This is a genomic window from Massilia sp. LMS1-1-1.1 (genome assembly GCF_040815535.1).
Taxonomy (GTDB): domain Bacteria; phylum Pseudomonadota; class Gammaproteobacteria; order Burkholderiales; family Burkholderiaceae_D; genus Janthinobacterium; species Janthinobacterium aestuarii.
This window is the reverse complement of the sequence record NZ_JBFPNG010000023.1, coordinates 439,610-457,660: the sequence shown is the minus strand read 5'-3', so window position 1 is coordinate 457,660 and position 18,051 is coordinate 439,610. Positions and strand designations below refer to the sequence as shown.

The 18,051-nt window shown below is 56.0% G+C and carries 16 protein-coding genes and 1 pseudogene; 9 read left to right on the top strand and 8 right to left on the bottom strand.

All coding sequences use genetic code 11. The features are described 5' to 3' along the window. Positions 1 to 706 precede the first annotated feature (706 nt). From MRBLMS1_RS17095 to MRBLMS1_RS17085, 3 genes are read left to right on the top strand one after another with little or no spacing between them, the layout of a single operon-like run. Positions 707 to 1,627, top strand: coding sequence for a DUF4007 family protein (locus MRBLMS1_RS17095; RefSeq protein ID WP_485880590.1), 921 nt, complete (start codon positions 707 to 709; stop codon positions 1,625 to 1,627). Beyond that, positions 1,620 to 4,925, top strand: a complete 3,306-nt coding sequence (locus MRBLMS1_RS17090) for an ATP-binding protein (protein ID WP_485880588.1) — start codon at positions 1,620 to 1,622, stop codon at positions 4,923 to 4,925. Before MRBLMS1_RS17095 ends, MRBLMS1_RS17090 begins: the two co-directional genes overlap by 8 nt. Further along, positions 4,918 to 5,757 (top strand): phosphoadenosine phosphosulfate reductase domain-containing protein, encoded by an 840-nt coding sequence (locus MRBLMS1_RS17085; protein WP_485880586.1) that lies wholly within the window; start codon positions 4,918 to 4,920, stop codon positions 5,755 to 5,757. The genes MRBLMS1_RS17090 and MRBLMS1_RS17085 overlap by 8 nt, the downstream gene beginning before the upstream one ends. 214 nt (positions 5,758 to 5,971) lie before the next feature. On the opposite strand, the gene MRBLMS1_RS17080 is transcribed toward MRBLMS1_RS17085, so the two are convergent. The 4 genes from MRBLMS1_RS17080 to MRBLMS1_RS17065 form a co-directional block, all read right to left on the bottom strand. Further along, entirely contained in the window at positions 5,972 to 7,840 is a 1,869-nt protein-coding gene (locus MRBLMS1_RS17080; protein WP_485880584.1) for a hypothetical protein, read from the bottom strand. Positions 7,841 to 7,908: 68 nt separating this feature from the next. Then, on the bottom strand, positions 7,909 to 8,067 hold the full coding sequence (locus MRBLMS1_RS17075; RefSeq protein WP_485880583.1) for a hypothetical protein: 159 nt from the start codon (positions 8,065 to 8,067) through the stop codon (positions 7,909 to 7,911). A gap of 188 nt (positions 8,068 to 8,255) precedes the next feature. Then, the gene (locus MRBLMS1_RS17070) at positions 8,256 to 8,666 is read right to left on the bottom strand and encodes a hypothetical protein (RefSeq protein WP_485880582.1); all 411 of its coding nucleotides are present in this window, start codon (positions 8,664 to 8,666) and stop codon (positions 8,256 to 8,258) included. A 14-nt stretch (positions 8,667 to 8,680) separates the two neighbouring features. Further along, the gene (locus tag MRBLMS1_RS17065) at positions 8,681 to 9,688 is read right to left on the bottom strand and encodes a ParM/StbA family protein (protein WP_485880581.1); all 1,008 of its coding nucleotides are present in this window, start codon (positions 9,686 to 9,688) and stop codon (positions 8,681 to 8,683) included. 932 nt (positions 9,689 to 10,620) lie between these two features. Here MRBLMS1_RS17065 and MRBLMS1_RS17060 point away from each other — a divergent pair. Together MRBLMS1_RS17060 and MRBLMS1_RS17055 are read left to right on the top strand one after the other, a co-directional pair. After that, positions 10,621 to 11,856 carry a phage integrase N-terminal domain-containing protein gene (locus MRBLMS1_RS17060; RefSeq protein ID WP_485880579.1) on the top strand — a complete coding sequence of 412 codons (1,236 nt, stop codon included), beginning with the start codon at positions 10,621 to 10,623 and terminating at the stop codon, positions 11,854 to 11,856. Between the two features lie 19 nt (positions 11,857 to 11,875). Continuing rightward, complete coding sequence (locus MRBLMS1_RS17055; RefSeq protein ID WP_485880577.1) at positions 11,876 to 12,424, top strand: hypothetical protein; 549 nt, start codon at positions 11,876 to 11,878, stop codon at positions 12,422 to 12,424. A gap of 152 nt (positions 12,425 to 12,576) precedes the next feature. On the opposite strand, the gene MRBLMS1_RS17050 is transcribed toward MRBLMS1_RS17055, so the two are convergent. From MRBLMS1_RS17050 to MRBLMS1_RS17035, 4 genes are all read right to left on the bottom strand, one after another. Further along, a complete protein-coding gene (locus MRBLMS1_RS17050; protein ID WP_485880575.1) occupies positions 12,577 to 13,923 on the bottom strand; it encodes a type II toxin-antitoxin system HipA family toxin in 1,347 nt (448 codons plus the stop codon). A 2-nt stretch (positions 13,924 to 13,925) separates the two neighbouring features. Further along, the gene (locus MRBLMS1_RS17045; protein WP_010394120.1) at positions 13,926 to 14,189 is read right to left on the bottom strand and encodes a helix-turn-helix domain-containing protein; all 264 of its coding nucleotides are present in this window, start codon (positions 14,187 to 14,189) and stop codon (positions 13,926 to 13,928) included. A gap of 478 nt (positions 14,190 to 14,667) precedes the next feature. Then, positions 14,668 to 14,832: a hypothetical protein gene (locus MRBLMS1_RS17040; RefSeq protein WP_485880572.1), complete on the bottom strand. Its 165-nt coding sequence runs from the start codon at positions 14,830 to 14,832 to the stop codon at positions 14,668 to 14,670. Between the two features lie 58 nt (positions 14,833 to 14,890). Then, positions 14,891 to 15,268, bottom strand: a complete 378-nt coding sequence (locus MRBLMS1_RS17035) for a hypothetical protein (protein ID WP_485880570.1) — start codon at positions 15,266 to 15,268, stop codon at positions 14,891 to 14,893. Positions 15,269 to 15,456: 188 nt separating this feature from the next. On the opposite strand from MRBLMS1_RS17035, the gene tnpA reads away from it, so the two are divergent. The 4 genes and pseudogenes from tnpA to tnpC all read left to right on the top strand — a co-directional run bounded on the left by tnpA (position 15,457) and on the right by tnpC (position 17,642). Further along, entirely contained in the window at positions 15,457 to 15,756 is a 300-nt protein-coding gene (tnpA, locus tag MRBLMS1_RS17030) for an IS66 family insertion sequence element accessory protein TnpA (RefSeq protein WP_485880568.1), read from the top strand. Further along, the gene (tnpB, locus tag MRBLMS1_RS17025) at positions 15,753 to 15,971 is read left to right on the top strand and encodes an IS66 family insertion sequence element accessory protein TnpB (RefSeq protein WP_485880566.1); all 219 of its coding nucleotides are present in this window, start codon (positions 15,753 to 15,755) and stop codon (positions 15,969 to 15,971) included. The genes tnpA and tnpB overlap by 4 nt, the downstream gene beginning before the upstream one ends. Before the next feature lie 264 nt (positions 15,972 to 16,235). Continuing rightward, entirely contained in the window at positions 16,236 to 16,475 is a 240-nt protein-coding gene (locus tag MRBLMS1_RS17020; RefSeq protein WP_485881030.1) for an IS66 family transposase, read from the top strand. Further along, positions 16,472 to 17,642, top strand: a pseudogene (tnpC, locus tag MRBLMS1_RS17015) (IS66 family transposase). The gene MRBLMS1_RS17020 and the pseudogene tnpC overlap by 4 nt, the downstream one beginning before the upstream one ends. Positions 17,643 to 18,051: the final 409 nt, after the last annotated feature.

Sequence of the window (18,051 nt, the reverse complement as noted above, 5' to 3'; positions counted from 1 at the left end):
ACAGGCATTCAAGTGCGTTGTGCTTTACAAAGTCACCAGAATAGCCGATGTTCTGATATCCATTTTAATGGTCGAGCGCATTCGTAAAGCATGAAGACGCACTGATTATGAGGCTTTCAACACAATAGTAGGAGCTCACACTCTCGGGAGTGTCAATAGGTGAACAGCCCGCCATATTCTTTTTCACAGTCCGAATTTAGGTGCGACGGAACATTATAGATTGAAGCCAAGTCCAATTCCTTTTTTTTTGCAGGATTTTGTTTTTATTTTGATAAACAAAATACATTGATATAAAAATATTATCTATGGTCATGATGCTGGCGATAAGCAGTGGCCTGCTGCACAAGTACGCTGCCGTTTTGTGACATGCTAAAAGGGTCTATCTGCGTAGCCTCATGCAGCACCATAACGATTGTTAGTGTCGTACAATCGAACTTTGCTGGACGCAAGAGGTATCGCAAGGGACTTGGTGCGCCTACATGAATGACGTAGGCGGACATCTTTTTGCTCACGATTGGAGTCTCATTGCTAGTGTTTACCGCGGCGCATTGGGAGCTAAAGTGTGCATTCCAAGATCCTTGGCGGTGAATAACGTGCAGGGCATCGCGCTAAGCCTGTAAAATTCACTATTTGCGAACTGGAGCCCATCTCCAGTCCGCGTGCACTGAAACTGGCGAAAGTCGCCAGTACGGCGACCACTTATCATATGACTATTAACGAAATGCAACTTTCACCCCATTTCTCGGGACATGAGACCTTTCCACTTCGGCAGATGTGGCTGAAAAAGGCCATTGAACAATCTGACAAGGATTGGATCATTTCAAAGGAAACGTTCTCGAATGACGACGCGATCGCCACGTTCGGCGTCGGTCGCAATATGGTGTCATCTATCAAGCATTGGGCGCTTGCCTGCGAAGTGATGGTTGACGACCCATCAAAGAAGCATTTTGTGCTTGATCCCGTCGCCCGCGAAATTTACCGAGATGGTGGCTTCGATCCCTACTCCGAAAATCCGACGACCGCCTGGTACGCACACTGGTGCCTTGCGGGACGGGCGTCGCGTTCGACCACTTGGTTTTGGCTATTTAATGTCTTGAACGTACAGACCTTCACGCGCGACGAAATCCTGCCGATGCTGACGAAGTTTGCGCAGTCGCTATCGCCAGGAAAGAAGCTATCGCAAGCTACTTTAGGCCGGGACCTTGAGACTTGCGTGCGCGGGTATGCGCCACGCTCTGCGGCAACTCCAATTGAAGAGGCCGCCGAACCGATGCTCGCCGAGCTCGGCTTGATGCAGGAAGTGCGCAAGGGCGTGTTTTCGTTCCGGCGTGGGCCGAAGTCGTCGCTGAGCAACGCTTTCTTCGCCTGGGCCCTTATTGACTATTGGGACCGTTACCACGCCGGGGAAACGTCACTAACTTTCGAGTCAATTGCATACGCGGCTGGCTCGCCGGGGCGGGTCTTCAAACTCGACGAAGAATCCACGGCCGAACGCTTATTCGTTCTCGCCGACTTGACGGACGGCAAACTGAAGTGGTCCGAGACGTCCGGATTGCGCCAAGTCTACAGAAGAGACTTCGATGCGATGCGGTTCAAGAAAAGCATGATGAGAAAGACCTATGAATAAAGCCGCAGAAATTCCCTTGCAGCAGGCAGTCCGAATCGCGCGACATTATCGTCGCTCGGTGCGCATCGACGCGGACATCGGCCAGGCCGATGCCCTCGACGGCTATGTATTGACTGACACCGCGCGTCAAGCTTTGTCGATCATGAGCCGCCAAATCGAAGGTTCCAATGACCGCGCCTTCACTTGGACCGGCCCATACGGCGGCGGCAAATCTTCCTTGGCGGTCGTGCTGGCTTCGGCGTTGTCCGGCAATGCCGATATACGTAGGCGCGCCGACGCCATCCTTGGTGATAGCGTGCCGTTTTTTCGCGACGCATTCAATGTCTCCGGCAAGGGGTGGCTGGTGCTGCCGGTTGTCGGCAAGCGCGGCAGCATCGCGGTCGAGACCGCTAGGCTGCTCGACAAGATGCTGAGCCCTGCCAAATCATTCAAGCCACAGCATGTGGTGGACGACCTTGTTGCCTTGGCCGAGGGTGACCGTTTCGACGGAGTGCTGCTTATTGTTGACGAGATGGGCAAGTTCCTGGAAGCTGCGGCGGCCGGGGGCGAGGACATCCATTTTTTCCAGAACTTGGCAGAGAAGGCGGGCCTTTGCAAGGGCCAGCTCACGATAGTGGGGTTGCTGCACCAAGCTTTTCGCCAATACGCATCGCGGCTGGGCATCGAAGCCCGCGAAGAATGGGCAAAGATTCAGGGCCGTTACGGTGATATTTCGTTTGTAGGAACCGGCGACGAAGTGGTGCAGCTAATCGGCAAGGCGGTCGAATGCGACTTGCCCCATCCAGACAGTCTCGACAATGCACACGCAATTGCTGCAGCGATTGCCGCCCGGCGCCCGGCCGTTGGCGACGGCATGGGCGAACTTCTTGATGCGTGCTGGCCGCTGCATCCAATAACCGCCTCGTTGCTCGGTCCTTCCTCGCGACGCCAATTCGGCCAGAACGAACGCAGTGTGTTCGGTTTCCTGTCGTCACTCGAGCCCCACGCATTGCAAGATTTCCTGCAAACGTGGGATGGACGCTCAGTTTATGGACCGGACAACTACTGGGATTACCTACGGACGAACCTGGAGCAAGCGATTCTTGCCTCGCCCGATGGTCATCGCTGGGCGCAAGCCGTTGAGGCTGTTGAGCGCGCGGAAGCGAAAGGAGCTGCCAGTATCGACATGGCCTTGGCCAAGGCGTTGGCCTTGATTGACTTCTTTCGAGGCTCCTCCGGCCTCGTGGCGACCGATGCAGTTCTTCGCACCGCAGTTCCTGGCGCCAGCGAGCAAGCCGTTAAAGATAGCCTAGAAAAACTGACTCAATGGCGCGTTGCCCTATTCAGAAAGCACGTACAGGCCTGGACAGTTTTTGAAGGCAGCGACTTCGACATCGAGCAGGCGGTCACCAAGGCACGCGCGGGCTTCGTGCGGGCAGATACCGCGACGCTGACGAAGATGGCGAGCCTACACCCGGTAATCGCCAAGCGTCACTACCACGAGACCGGCAGCTTTCGTTGGATGGGAGTTTCGTTGCATTCGCTTGAGGAAGCGGAGCATCTGGTCAATCATTACCTGCCTGACAGCGGCGAGTTTGGGCGGTTCGCGCTGGTCCTGCCCAATTGGCAAGCGTCGGGGCAGGACGTACTGAAGTCATTGTCGACAATCGAGCAGCAGGTGGCCAAGCGAGTTGTATTTGGTGTCCCTCCGAACCATCAATTGATTGACGACTTGGGTGCCGAGTTGATTTGCCTTCGGATCGTTGAGGACAGCAGTCCGGAGCTCGAAGGGGACTCGGTGGCCAGACGCGAAGTAGCTGCGCGCCTGACAAGTGTCAAAGGCGCGCTGGAGGAAGCCCTTCGTGAAGCAGTCAACGGAGCGCAGTGGCTGCTTAACGCGCAACCCCAGACTGTCTACAGCTTGTCAGCGGCCTCCTCGCAAATGGCGGACGACATCTACAGAGCTGCACCCAAGGTATGGAGCGAGCTGGTAAATCGAGAATCGCTCTCGGCCAACAGTGTAAAAGCACGTCGCGACCTGCTACATCGTATGGTCGATCACGGCGACAAGAAGCAGCTCGCTATTGAGGGTTTTCCTGCTGAACGCGGTTTGTACGAAACGCTGCTTGCGGCGACCGGCCTTCATGGTCGAATCGCGGACAATACCTGGGGCTTCAAAGCCCCAATTCCGGACGACGACTCGAAATTGCACCCGATTTGGGAAATGACCACACAAGCGCTTTTGCAGGCGGGTGGCAAGAGTATTAGCGCCGCTGAGCTTTACGACAAATGGAGAGCCGAACCTTACGGTGTGAAGGCCGGGCTGATGCCAGTAATTCTGCTCGCGTTTGCGCTCGCCCATTCGAACCGGGTAGCAGTCTACCGTGCAGGGATTTTTGAACCCAAGCTTACCGATGTCGACGCCGACGAACTTTTGCAAGATGCGCACCGATTCACACTGCGCTGGGTGGACGAAGAGCACAACCAGATTGCAGCTGTGGCGTCCGTGGCGGACGCAGTGAGCCGCTGCGGCTTCGCGCCTAGCGGCACCTCGCCCCTAGATATCGCACGCAGCCTGGTCAAGCTCGCCTTTTCGCTGCCGGCGTGGGCGAGACGAACGCAGCGTGTGTCGAAAGAGGCAAAGGCGGTGCGCGACCTCTTGCTTCGTGCCAATGACCCGAACCGGTTATTGATGATTGATCTGCCTGCGACCCTCGGCGTACCAACTTCGGAAGTCGGCCCTGCGCTTGAACCGCTGATGGTCGAATTGTTGGATGCATATCCGCAAATGCTGATGAAAGTGGACCAGGCGATGGCACGCGCGATCGATGCTGGCGAGAAGGATGATCCAGAACTACGCGAACGGGCCGAGTCTGTTTCCAAGCTCACCGGTGACCTTCGTTTAGAAGGGTTTGCCGCCCGCTTGAAGAAACGCGACGGCTCGCAGTTGTCCATCGAGGGTATTTTGAGCTTGGCGGCCAACAAACCGCCGCGTGATTGGACTGATCTTGACATCGATGGGGCTGTGGTCGCTGTGTCTGAACTTGCGCTTGCTTTTCGCAGAGCGGAGGCTTTGGTCAACGTTCAAGGGAGAGGGCCGGGCCGCGAAGCATTCTCGATTATCGTCGGTGCCGCAGGTACATCCCAGGTGTTCACGAAAACCTTCGAACTTGCCGGCCGCGACAAAAATGTTGTCCAGGTCGCCGCCGATGATCTGCTGCGGCATTTGGAGAACTCGGGTTTGAAAGGTGATCTACTGTTCGCTACGCTGGCGCGCGCAGGGTCTATCCTTAATGAAAAGGAAAACAAAAATGAATGAGCGACATGTACTTGGATTGTCTGGCGGTCGCGACAGCGCAGCGCTGGCAGTGTATGTGCGGCAGACGATGCCTGACGTGGACTTCGAATACTTTTTTACCGACACCGGAAAAGAGTTGCCAGAAGTGTACGAGTTTCTTGGGCGCTTAGAAGGTTTCCTAGGGAAAACTATTTTACGCCTGAACCCTCGTCGGGACTTTGATTTCTGGCTTCGGGAATACGGCAATTTCTTACCCTCGGCGCAAACCCGATGGTGCACCCGGCAGCTGAAACTAGCGCCCTTCGAACAGTACGTCAAGCCGATGCTTAGTGCTGGCAGTAAGGTTTTTTCGTACGTCGCCATTCGCGCCGATGAGGACTATCGCGAAGGATACGCGTCGAAGAACGAAAGCTTGAAAATACAGATGCCCTTCCGCGAAGCGGGAATCGACAAGGCTGGGGTAATAGAAATTCTCGAATCGTCAGGAGTGGGATTGCCCAAGTACTACGACTGGCGCAGCCGTTCCGGATGCACGTTTTGTTTTTTCCAGCAGAAAATCGAGTGGGTAAGACTCAGGGAGCAGCATCCGGACGCGTTCGAAGAGGCAAAAGCTTACGAGAAAACCGCTTTGGATTGTGGCTCTCCCTTTACCTGGACTAAAGATGAGCCGCTAACGGAATTAGAAAACCCAGAGCGAATCAAAAAAATTAAACTGGATTTTGAGATTCGCGTTGAACGGGAGCGTGCTCGGCGCCCTAAAAACCCGCTTCGCCCTTTTGAAGAGGTGATGGATATTGACGACCTCTATGGTGTGGATGAGGGCGGGGGGTCCTGCAATATTTGCCACAAGTAACTCACGGCTCGGCGCCGACGCACTCACTGCCGCAGCGTTGAGCACCATCTTACCTGCCCCATCGATTGCAGTTTACTTGCGCATTGCGTGCGGTATCCGTTTACTGGACGGTGACAACGTCATATGTGACAGTAGGATGAATGGTGGAACGTCTGTAAATAGTCCAAATGTACGCTACTCGCCCGGCAGTCGAACTGCCTGAATCTCCTCCCTTTCACTTATTTGGCACAAATTGCGCCTCTTTCGCCCAATTTTCCTGCTCGCGCAGGTCGATTCCATAAGGCGGCTCGGGCCAGTCTTCGCCACAGCCCTCCTCGTACTCCATTGATGCCGTCCAAAAGCATGTGGCTTGTTCTGAAAAGGCCTCTCGCCAGCGGTTTTCGTCATCGAGTATCGCTTGCGCTTGTGCTGATAGGGACTCGCTCTTTCTGCGCTGCTCGACGGCAGCGACTGCGGCAAGGTACTGCCAGTAACGGCATTGATGGAGCGGCATGCTGATGGAGTCGTCGTAGGGATGCGGCTGCCACCCAAACCAGCCGGTCAGCGCCGTAGCTCCTTCAAAAAGTGTCAGTGCCTCAGTGGCCACCTCCCCACATAGGCCGAATTGCCGCCGCACGAATTGATGGTGAAATAGGTGGGCATATTGCTGCAGGACAGAGTGACGAAGGCGTCCGTTGCTTTGCGCTTGGGTTTCCTTTAGCCATTTCGCGTAAGACTGCACCAGAGCAGCTGGCTGACTGTGGCGGCAGTAATGCGCCTGCCATAGTTTCGCTACAGTAGGATCACGCATCAGGTTATCGGCCTGCGAGGCAAGCGTGCTTGTCGCAACTGCGGCCTGCAACTTGGCCCAGTGCGCGTCGCAACCTTCCATGCGTAGCGCGAAGCGCAGGTGGTAAAGCTGGAAGTCAGTGGAGATTCTGCTACCCTCAATGATGTCAAAAAACTGTTGAGGCTTATCATCATAGACAGCCAGCAGATTAGTGATGGCTCGCGTTTCCTCTGCGGTGAATGATGAGCTTCCAGTCAATCCGCTGCTCGACGCATATGGCTGCTTTCGGTGCTCGAGTTCCCATTCTAGCTCCAGGCCGTTCAGATGCGCCCACTGCTCCCGTGAGCCTGCTCGTTGGACATCGTGCACCGCAATCGCGAACATTCTTCCGACGAATACGTTGCGAACCTGCTTCCATAAATCGCCGTATTCACGTCGCCCTGCATTTTGGGGCCAATGCAAAATGGCTTGCGACAGTATCGCATCCAGAGACTGCTGGTGCTCCCAGGCATCGTTAGCTGACTCGTCGGCTTGTTCATTTGCCCATCTTTCATGCCCCGAGAGTGGTTCCGAAAATTCCTGCGCCTCCATCCTCTTCCGGTGGAAGGTTCGCATTGCCGATTGACGGCGTCGGAGCGCGATCGCGACGCGGATAAACCAACCTCGTGCGCAAGATGCGTCTCGCTCGATAGCTGAGCAGGCATTTCTATCCGCATTCGCCAAGTCGTCCAGCGCGAGATAAGCATCCGCCCTTGATACAAACTCAGCTGCGCTTGGCAAGCCTGTCCGCACCTTCGCTTCACTCGCCTCCTGCACTTGCAGTGCATGCAGCGCAAAGGGAGCAATAGTCGGTATCTCAGTATTCCTAGCGGCCAACAACCTCTCATCCAGCCTGTCTACCTTTAAATTCAAATGAGGGTCAGCAAGAACGGAGCGCGCTGACGAGATACGATCCAGCCAGTAGCGGTAGATATCGAGGCGTTGCTGCATGCTTTGCTCGACATCATTCAGCCGTTCGTTCAAGATATTCGGATCTATCGCACCAGTGACGACGTCTATCACCGTGGTTGTCTCACCGCTGAAGAGCGCATCGAGGTCCAGCAGGTTACGCACGAGGTTGTCAGTATCTGGGCCACGTAGCTGTCCCAGCTGTTTACGGCGACCATGTGTATTCCCGGCGGTTGCGCCTTCAAATAGCTGTTCCTGGTACAAATACTTGTTCAGCGCACTCCGTAAATACATAGGACAAGGCACTTTGCCTGTCAGTCGCTCGATCGTTGCCAAAACTCCGTCATTCGCCTTTTTTCTTGCCATTGCACACTCCATTTTGGAAGCGGGGCCCGCAAATCGATGCTGCGCGCCCCAAGATATTGCCTTCTATTTTATTTGCGTTTCATGGCCGGTTGCTGAATGGCTCTGCCTTTGTCATGCACTGGGCTTGTGGGATTTCCCTGATTCGAACGATTGTCATTCACCCGCTTGTGCGCGATGTTGTTCGGGTTATGCTGGTTAGCGTTATGATCAGCTTGTTTTTGGTTCATTAAATGCTCCTTTTGACGTGGATGGAGCTTGCAGTGTAATTATGTGACCGTAACAGAAAAGCTTTTTCTCGCGTTTCTGCCTCCAGCGGTCCAAATCCGTTCGTCGATGCCCATTTCGGGGTGCCTTTCAGACTTTCCTTTCTGAACCAATTTAGCCTGCAGATGCGATCGATAATCCGATTGTCCGCCTAGGTTTGAAGCCATCTCGCAATGGGTGATGGCGCACTTGGTGTCTCTTTTTGAGCCAGTTCACTTAGTGTTGAGACAGGCTTTGGCGTTTCGCGAACTTGGGTTGTACCCGCAGCATCGACCAGGCCCGCCGCTTCGGAACTGCGTGCAGCAACCACTGTCGCTTCTTCCCGCCCACTCCGGGACCTCAGCCATGTCGAGATAGCATGGATCTGCTGTTCGACGTCACCTGCTGGGTGACCGATCTCGGCGATGTATCGCTCCAAGGCCAGGCGCACGAGCTTGCCCCGTTCGCGCACTGGCGTCATCGCCAACAGCGTGTGGACGTCCGGTGCCTCCTGAAAAGTCAGGCTGATGCGAACCGTGATCTCGGTACCGATTTTCGGCGGCTTATCCATTGGTGTCGACATGGAGGATCCCTGGATCAGGACTGCAGCAGTGACAGCAGGCCGAGGCGGCAGAAGCCTTCCGCGACCATCATCCGCGGCTCGTCGCTGGTGACAGCATTGGGATATCGTTGTTTGAGTCCCTCAAGAAGCATTTCAGCACCTCCACCACCAATGATGATGCCATCCAATACGGCCGCTTTTTGGCCAAATACCCGGTTGGCTTCATCCATGACGACGGCTTCGAAGCCGGCTTTCGCCTGATTGAGCAAGCGAGAGACGTCGACGCGTTGCCCGAAGTGTTTGATGCTTCCGCTGCGTATTGCCGCATCGACCACGTCCAGTGATGTTGGCAACTTGGCCTGCGCCAGTGCGCTGGACATGCCGTCGTAGACCAGATGCATGCCTGCGCACGATATGGCCGCGTACTCCATCATGGAGCCGCGATCGCACAGCGCGAAGTCGGTAGTGTAGTGGCCGATTTCGATGACGCCCCAGGCCTCGCTGTCGAGATCTCGCTGCGGGTGGAGACATCCGTTATTCTGGATCGAGAGCCACTGCAGCGGTGCATCCGCCTGGCTCTGCACCATCACCCTGAGCGTCTGGCCGGGCAGGAGGCGTGGGGTCAGCAAAGCCACGATGCGGTTGCGCAGCGTGTCGCGCTGCGACCCGACGAACTTGGCCGGCAAGCCCATCACCAGATGCACCCTTGCCGAGGGATTGCCGAATGCCTGCATGGCCTTGCGCCATGCTCCCAGCACTAGTGCATCGTGCTGGGGACTCTCGATCCAATCCGCATTTTGTCCCGTGTATACTTCTGAGCGGCCTTGCCGCAACGCGGTATCGCCGAAGAAGTATCTGCGCCCATCCACCTCGACAGTTTCGAGCTCAGCTTTTTGTCGCGTCTGCTCGTTCGTCAGCGTGATCGCGGGGATCACGACAGTGGGAATCTGAAACGAATGACGCTCGTCTGGCGATGCCAGCGAGGCTGCGCGAATTTTGAACATTGAGTGGCCGCCATCGATTGCGATTGAGATGTTTTCCATTTAGAACTCCAAGTGTCAGTGAAAGATTTAATGTAAAGCGCAAGCCGGCGTGCGCAAGTCAGGTTTTCATCGTGACCATGAGCCGCGACAGGGACCAGAAAGCAGTCCGTGTCGAATATCGAGGTTCGAAAATGCGCCGTTATTAGCTATCACCAGGTGCGGAAATTCAGACAAGCGGCCCTGCAAACAATGTTTCTTGACACGCTAGCCATGCTTGGATAAAGTAGTCAGCGTCGGCCTTTCGGCATTTTTTTCCCCGCAATTTCAAGTTGTTCTGTCCACTGAGAGAGAACAGCTTTTCGCAACGCCAAGCGTTTGGCATCGCTCGCTTTCATCCGATCGCGAGCACTCATCACCATCAAAAAATCCAGTTCTTACTTGGTCAGGTCTTGTCTGCAAGGCCCTACAGGCAGGTACAGAGTGATCCCCAAAACGTGTCGTCATCGGCTTTCCAGCGCAATGGCAGGGAAAACCCGATCACAGATCGACGTTCCTGCTTGAGTGGTTAGCGCAGACGGCCACGCTACAGCCATGTCTCCATCCCTTCTTCGCTCCGAAGAGCAGCACCCTCAAACACTTCAACTGCAAACATCGTGATCGGGCTAGTCACCCCTTAGGCCGCATGTGCTCGTTCGCACGGCACCTATGAATCTCACGCCAGCTCCCACTGGTTTCCCCGCCACCTAGAGGCGCGCATCCTCACGCCCGGACTTGTTCCAGGAATGCGCAGCGAGAAACCGCTTTAACGTTCAGTTCTCTTCCTCGGAAGAGAGACCGATTACCGCAAGGGATCGGCGTATTTGTGATTGGCAGTAAGGCTCACGGATGCGAAATCGGTTTATTTACGACGGGCGCCTTACCCCCGCCGCATCGAGATGCCAATGCTTCCGCCTCCGGCGATAAGCAGTATGGATAGTTTCTTGGAGCGCTAAATGTGGAAGCAAAAAGTGAACGCGATTATGGATTCGGCCGGCACCCGTCGAGTAAATGGCAAGGTGGCGTCCGAACGAACCCAGACACTAACGAAGGAAGTCGTAAACGCAGCGGGCCGACGGCTGCACGAGCTCGGCTACAAGATTCAGGACCCGAAGAACCTGGGGGAGCGGCACATCGACGTACTCGTGAAGGATTCGTGGTACTGCAAACAAAAGAAGATCAAGACCATTCAGAACGAGCTTTCCCGCCTGCGCGTGTTTTGCGCGATGCTTGGCAAGCCAGGGATGGTAGGCGCCGTGCAGAAATATCTCCCGGATGTGGACCCGCAGCTGTTGAAGGTCCGCACGGCCGCGCAAACAACGAAGTCGTGGTCTGGCCAAGGGATTGACCTGGTAACGAAATTTGAAGAGGTGGACGAGCGCGATCGCCGACTCGGTTTGATGCTGCGCCTGGAGCTCGGCTTCGGTCTGCGCCGCGAAGAAGTATTGAAATGCAATCCGCACGCCCAGGACTTTGGCCAATACCTGCAGGTCTTTCCAGGAATGGGGAAGGGTGGGCGCTGGCGCAATATCCCGATCACGTCAAGCGCGCAGCGCGCGCTACTCGATTACGTCAAGGTACGTGTCGCCAAAAATAAACCGCTTGGGTGGGAGTACTCGGAAACTGGCAAGGCCGTCACCCTCGAGCAAAACATTCGACGGTATGAAAATTTGATGACGTCGCTTGGATTCACTAAGGCCGACGCCGGCGTAACCGGGCACGGCCTGCGAGCGCAGTTCGCCGAGAACCAAGCATTACTGCTTGGACTGATGCCGCCCACGATGGGTGGAGACGCAGGGCAGTTGAATGGCGACGGAGTGGGTGTAGTGAAGGCGAAGGTGGCGCAAGCGTTAGGACACAACCGGCAGTCCGTCATTAGCGCTTACATCGGTTCGTTCAAGGCTGGCGGATGCGGCCAGGCGGACGATCAAGGTGTGGAGACAATTCAGAAAGCGCTGCGAATTCTTGAGGTGGTCGGATTGCCGGATATCCCCGCCGAGCGGGTGAGCGACTGCCGATTGATCGTAAACACTATGACCGTCCTTGGCCTCGACGTGCCTGAAAAGCAGATTCATATGCTGTGGGCGAAGAACTCCCGTCGCAACGGCGTGGAGTGGATGACACCGGAACGCGAAATCCCACTTGCGCTGCGCGCCACGGCTGAGGCCCTGTTAATAGATTTTTTGTTGTAAAACCAAGAGGAGAAGTAGATTGGATAGTAATAAAAAAACGATTGTCGACCAAAGCGCCTTGGATCTGTTTGAACACGAATGCCCTATGGTTCGAACGCATTCGTATCCTTTTTGGTGGGGACTGTTGAGCGAATCTGTTACCGAAGGAGTGAAAGAGGAAATGGGCCTTCCGTGCGTCGAATTTGAGTTTGCGGCGCGCGACGTATCGCTGGCATTCCCGGGTCGCTGGCACCTCGTGGACCTATTTACTTGGATGTACTATTGGCATCCACTTCGGCATCGTATTATTGTCCCTAAAGAAGAGGGTATTATTTTCAACATGTCAGTCATTTCCTTCAGAGCAAAGGGCGAGCATGAGATCAAGACTCTCAGGGCTTGGCTGGTCAAGGTTTATATACCGCTGATTTGGCCCGACCTGCTGCGCGAAGCGATGAGGATTGTCACGGAGAAAAAGGCAAGCCTGACGAGCCCGCAATCGCTCGACGAACTCATCGCAGATCGGGCTCGCTACTTGGGCGAGGACCCGAAATCGCTCTCATTTTACAAAACCAACATGCAAATAAGATGAATACATGATATTCAGCCTGCTGGCAGTGCTGCTGATGACTTGCCGCGCAGGCTGACTCTCTGAAATGTTAAACATACGCTTACCAAGGTTAAAATCCTGTTTTTTTTGTGTTGCTGCCCGATGCGCGGCCGCGCCGTCTGCGAGGTACCCGGTCAGGCTGGTGGCATCCGTTGAAGGGCTTTCGCTGAGGCAATTAGGCCGTCCAGAATTCTGTCGGCCACTTTCTCCGAAAATCCCACAGGCAGTTCGCTGCGCACTTTGTCGACAATGGCAGGTGTGCGGGCAATGAAATCGAGCAGGAGCGGTTCTGCGTCCGTGCCGTAGCCGACCGCTTTTGCAGTGCTGTTGAAGTGTCGCCGCTGTATGCCATGCGCGAGATAGTGCCGGTTGCTTCCGAGTAGCGCCATCGCCATCTTGAGTTTGCGTTCGGACCACTGATTGGGACCAGGGCCGATCACAGGATAGCCGGACATCACATCATAGATGGGCGTCAGCTTGAACTGGCCGGCGCCCGCGAGTAGCTGGATACTGAAGTTTTTAGCGTGGCCATCGGGTGCGCGCAGCATCCAGAACAGAAGTTGGGAGGCCATCAGCGTGTGCATGTCGGCAGCGCTCTGCTGCGATTGCTGCAGTAGGGTAAACATCTGTTTTAACCCCGGCCCACCGTCATTTTCGTACTTCAGCAGCGGTGATGTTCCCGTTGCCTGGCAAAAATCCTCCTGAACCAGCCGGAACAGCTGTTTGCCATCGGCTGAGCGCACGCGGTCAAAACGCTCGACGACGAGCACCCGTTGCGCGCCGAACGTCGCAATCTCGGCATTTGCCGTGGGCAGCCCGTACTCCTTGAACAGCCGCAGGCATAGCCATTCGTTATCGACCGACGTGGTGAAGTCGGCTTTTTTCCCGCCTACCATCCCGATCGGGAGCTTGAAGATGTGCGTTGTGGGCGTAGCGCCACGCGGCTTCATCCATTTCCCATCCCACCACAAGAAGGCGTCTTTCTCTTGCGCGCCAGCCAGCGAAATGCGGAAATCATCGTCGGCATCATCTGTGGCGCCGTGTCGCTCTGAGCTAACCGCTTCGAGCAGGTGCCGCTCGATGTTTTCCTCGTCAAGGACGATGCCATCGACCTGGGCCAGTCCTTCCGGTTTGCCGTCTTCGGGCAGCAGCTGCAAGGCGCCGACGCAGTCCCGGCCGATAGCCGCGAGTAGGTCGAACGGTTCGAGAGAGCCTGTCTTGAACCGGGTCGCAACGCGTTTGCGAATGATGTCACTGTCCGGCAGCAAGCCCTCAAAGTAGTTTGCAACACTGGCACCCTTGAGCGGTTCATTGTGTAGATTGAACGGCAGCGACAGCGAGATCGGGCGCCCGAGCCTTGAGCTTTGCCAGGACGCATCGTACTGGAGTTCGGAGTCCCCGTTGGCCTTGACCGTCCAGCGTCCTACATAGTCGCCATTTGCCCAAAGATGAAGCGTCTGGCTGTGTGAGCGGCGGCCCATGATTACCACTCGGCCGAATTGCTTGTGGCGGACGTATCGCGCTCGCCCAACTGCAGCTCCAGCTCGAGTGCGGAGCACCAGCTGAGTAACTGCTTGACACTGATTTCGTCAGGATGGCTCTCCAGGTAGGAGATGCGATTCTGGCTCAAGCCGACGCGCGTGCCTACAGTCGCCTGGGTGATCTTATGCCGTTTGCGGGTCGATGCGAGCAACTGGCCGAGCTGCGACGCCGTGAGGAGACGGTGGGTGGTGGGCGAGAAGGACATGTGTAGTATCCGTTATTCAGATATATTGATATTATCTGAAATGCAGATAAAGTCAAGGTATCTGAATAACGGATGTATCAGAAATAGCTGAGAAACAGATAAAGCAGGGAAGAGATAACGAACAGTTGGCCGGAAGATGCTGCAGATTCTCCTCCTGTTTCACCGAGGTATGTGAGGTACCAAGACCGACTATCAGGTGACGGTCGGCCTTGGCTGTTCAATCAGTCGTAGAAAATGTATTCAGTCTCATCCGGTTGGAGTTTTAGCAGAAGCCTGGTGTACCTTGCCTGAAGAATCGAGGCGCTGATCGACACCACAAAGAATAGTGCAGTAATCGCGAGAATGTCCGCCCAAGAGTCATTGAAGAATATCGCAATCAGCATGATGACCGAGAGGAAGCCGAAAAACCGACACACAATTGTGAGGAGCATTTTCACTAATGGATGGAAATAAAGTAACACATAGAAAGCGCTACTTTTCATTGATCACCTTCCTTCTCGTCCTTTGTTTTCGATCGTCTGAAACGAGAAATCACGGCTGTGGCCAGGCGACGAATCAGGCGTGTCACTATGGTGAACGGTTCGAAAAAAAGGCGGATGTCTTTGATCGCTACTTTTTTAATATGCTCAATAAGTTTGTTCATTTTTTGTCTTCATGATGTTCAGGGTGAAACCACTATGTCCGGCCTTCGCCAACCTCGCTCATGGCTTGGCATCCTTATGGCAGGAGAGCTGCGAGTACGTGGATCCTTCAGACAAACGCGTCTTACCGGCTGAGGAAATCGCGAATCGAATTCCTGCCACAACTCCCTCGGACTGGATTTTCTTTGCCACCTCTTGGACGTCGGCTCGATATTCGAGGTTGAGCAAGGTGAGAATTTGGTGGCGTGAGTGGAAGCAAAACATAATCTTCTCGAGCGAAGCTTTGGCCCTGAAATGCTGGTGAACCCAACGATTGATATTCCACCACAGGACCCGGCCGTCGCCTTTTCCATTGAGGTAGGTCTTCACGGAGCGGGGATCTTCTTTCGCCCAGTCGGTAGTAAAAATGGTCAGGTTCGTGACTTTATCGGTACTCATCAAATAACTCCCTTAATAGGGTTGGTTGAGCGGCATATGTGACCGCGACAAGAGTTATCGTAAGTCGCGTTCGTCCTTGTGCAAGTCGAGTTAAGTTCTGAGGGAGAATGCCGTAAGCGTCCAACCACCCCATCTGTAACACCAGCACCGTTGTCGGCAAAATCGAGGTTCTCAATAAAAGGAACCACATGACGAATCCACGAACACCTGCATCGGCTTGGTGTGAGCGGGTGGCACACTGGCGTAGCAGTGATCTACAGGCGCATGTGTATGCCGCTAAAAACAACCTTTCCGTGGATCGTTTGCGGTATTGGTCTGCACGTATGGGCCGCGAGACGCAAATGGCGCAGCTGTTGTCGGTGCGCGTCCAGCCGCCCCTTCCCACCGCAGCGCCCTTGGAGCTGCGCAGCCCATCGGGTTGGCTGATGCGGATCGAGGCCGGCGCCGATCCGGTATGGCTGGCGGCAGTGCTGCAGGCGCAGCGATGAAGCTACTGCCTGGTGCGAACTGGCTGGCGATCGAACCGGTTGAAATGCGCACCGGTGTCGATAGCCTTTCACTGCACGTGCAGCAGGTGCTGGGGCGCGCACCGCGTGACGGTACCGCCTCTGTGTTCGCCAACCGGCGCCGTACCCGTCTCAAGCTGGTATGCTGGGAAGGCACCGGGGTGTGGATGTGTTTGCGTCGTCTGAACCGGGGCTAGTTCATCTGGCCCCAGGCGGGCGAGGCGTGCTGGCAAATGAGCGCGGAACAATTGTGCTGGCTAGTCGCCGGCGTGGACTGGCAACGCCTGTCGGTGCTGGCGCCGGCCCAGTGGCGGCTGTGACATGAGCCGTGGTGCTTGTAAACATGGCGCCTGGGCTGTAAACTGCATGGGATGAATCCGCTCGACGACCTTGCCCGTACCGATATCGACCCAGCACTGCTGGTGCATTAGCGCGCCCTAGTTGAGCAGCAGCAGACCGAACTGGCGCAACGCAGTGCCCTGCTGGCCGAGAAGGAGTTCACAATCACCGCGCTGACACACGAGCTTGCCAACTACCGGCGAGTACGTTTCGACAAGGCCAGCGAGGCGCTCGTCGGTGAACAACGTCCGCTGTTCGAGGAAACGGACGATACCGACCTGGCCGCCATCGACGAGGAGATCGAAGGCCAGGCGCCGGTCAGGCGCCAACGCCGGCACGCCGACCGCTGCGAGCTGAATTGATTCGCATCGAACATCGCCACGAAACCAAGTCGTGCCAGTGCGGCCTGTGCGGTGCCGGCCTGGTCAAGATCGGCGAGGACGTGAGCGAGCAACTCGATGTCGAACCGGCGCGCTTCTTAGTGCATCGCCATATCCGTCCGCAGTATGCGTGCCATCCATGCGAGACGGTCACAGCAGCACCGATCCCGCCGGCCGTCATTGATGGCGGTATGGCCGCAGTGGGGCTGCTGGCGTGGATCGCCGCCTGTAAATATCTGAATTATTTGCTGCTGTATCGCATCGAGCAGATCGCCGCCCGCCAAGGCGAGGTGCTGGCGCACTCGACCCTGGCCGAGTGGATCAGCCGCATAAGCGTAGCCCTGCAGCCGCTGGCCGACCGGCTCGCCGAGCTGCTGCGGCAACACGCGTGTCTGCACTCCGACGAAACTCCGGTGCGCCAGCTCGACCACGGTAGCGGAAAAACCCGCCACGCCTACCTGTTGGCTTACCAGCCCGGGGCGCGTGACGATGGTCCGCCGATCATCGTGTTCGATTATCAGATCAGCCGCGTCGGCTCCCACGCACGCGCGTTCCTGCACGGTTGGCAAGGCCATCTCATGGTGGACGATTACGTGGGCTACAAGGTTCTGTTCGCCGATGGCCCTATCGAATTGGCCTGCCTGGCACATGTCCGGCGCAAATTCTTCGCCGTGCATGCCGCCAGCGGCAGCCCCGTCGCCGACGAGGCACTACGGCGAATCGCGGTGCTTTACGCGATCGAGCAGCAGGGCGCGGGCCTCGATCCGCCGCAACGGCCAGCGCCTTGGGCGCGCCGGCGCTGGCCGAGCTGCGCTCTTGGTTGCTGACGACCCGAGGCGCGGTCGCCGCCGACAGCGGCACGGCCAAGGCTGTTAATCATGCGCTAAACGCTGGTCGGCGCTGCAGCGCTATGCCGGCTCGGGCACGCTGCCGATCGACAATAATCCGGTCGAAAACGCCATCCGTCCCATCGCCATCGGCAAAAAGAACTGGTTGTTTACCGGCTCGGAACGAGCGGGCCGGCGTGCCGCTGCCATCCAGAGCCTATTCGCTACCCCCAAGCTCAACGGAGTTGATCCGGCGCGCTGGCTGGCTTATGTTTTGAAACGTCTCCCGACGTGCCCCAACTGCCAGATCGACTCGCTGTAGCCATTCCCGGACTTTATCCCGACCTAAGCAGGCTGTAAAAGTGAGGTGGCTGGACGCTTTCCCATTAACTTGGATAACTGGTTATTTGCGTTTTTGTCTTTCTACGAAATACTGATGGTGCTGAAGCGATAGTGCTAGACAGCAATCTTTAAAGGAACGTCAATGTCACGACCCCAACCCCAATTTGGCAATCCCTATGCCAGTTCGATGGACGCTGCGTTAGAGCACTACCACGCGGTTCGCTCAATAAACAAACATGGTGCCATTGCGCATACCAGCGTGTTGGCCAAGCAAATCCTCGCGTCAGACTGTAGCCTAGACGAGTTGCAGGCACTGGATATCGCACGTGCCCAAGTTCGCGCTGTGCGCCAAATCGTTGATGGCCAGCGTTTGCATCGACAGGCGCGGA

Coding starts and splice junctions, on each gene's coding strand:
- MRBLMS1_RS17095 (WP_485880590.1), top strand. CDS start 707: ATGACTATTAACGAAATGCAACTTTCACCCCATTTCTCGGGACATGAG.
- MRBLMS1_RS17090 (WP_485880588.1), top strand. CDS start 1,620: ATGAATAAAGCCGCAGAAATTCCCTTGCAGCAGGCAGTCCGAATCGCG.
- MRBLMS1_RS17085 (WP_485880586.1), top strand. CDS start 4,918: ATGAATGAGCGACATGTACTTGGATTGTCTGGCGGTCGCGACAGCGCA.
- MRBLMS1_RS17080 (WP_485880584.1), bottom strand. CDS start 7,840: ATGGCAAGAAAAAAGGCGAATGACGGAGTTTTGGCAACGATCGAGCGA.
- MRBLMS1_RS17075 (WP_485880583.1), bottom strand. CDS start 8,067: ATGAACCAAAAACAAGCTGATCATAACGCTAACCAGCATAACCCGAAC.
- MRBLMS1_RS17070 (WP_485880582.1), bottom strand. CDS start 8,666: ATGTCGACACCAATGGATAAGCCGCCGAAAATCGGTACCGAGATCACG.
- MRBLMS1_RS17065 (WP_485880581.1), bottom strand. CDS start 9,688: ATGGAAAACATCTCAATCGCAATCGATGGCGGCCACTCAATGTTCAAA.
- MRBLMS1_RS17060 (WP_485880579.1), top strand. CDS start 10,621: ATGTGGAAGCAAAAAGTGAACGCGATTATGGATTCGGCCGGCACCCGT.
- MRBLMS1_RS17050 (WP_485880575.1), bottom strand. CDS start 13,923: ATGGGCCGCCGCTCACACAGCCAGACGCTTCATCTTTGGGCAAATGGC.
- MRBLMS1_RS17045 (WP_010394120.1), bottom strand. CDS start 14,189: ATGTCCTTCTCGCCCACCACCCACCGTCTCCTCACGGCGTCGCAGCTC.
- MRBLMS1_RS17040 (WP_485880572.1), bottom strand. CDS start 14,832: ATGAACAAACTTATTGAGCATATTAAAAAAGTAGCGATCAAAGACATC.
- MRBLMS1_RS17035 (WP_485880570.1), bottom strand. CDS start 15,268: ATGAGTACCGATAAAGTCACGAACCTGACCATTTTTACTACCGACTGG.
- tnpA (WP_485880568.1), top strand. CDS start 15,457: ATGACGAATCCACGAACACCTGCATCGGCTTGGTGTGAGCGGGTGGCA.
- tnpB (WP_485880566.1), top strand. CDS start 15,753: ATGAAGCTACTGCCTGGTGCGAACTGGCTGGCGATCGAACCGGTTGAA.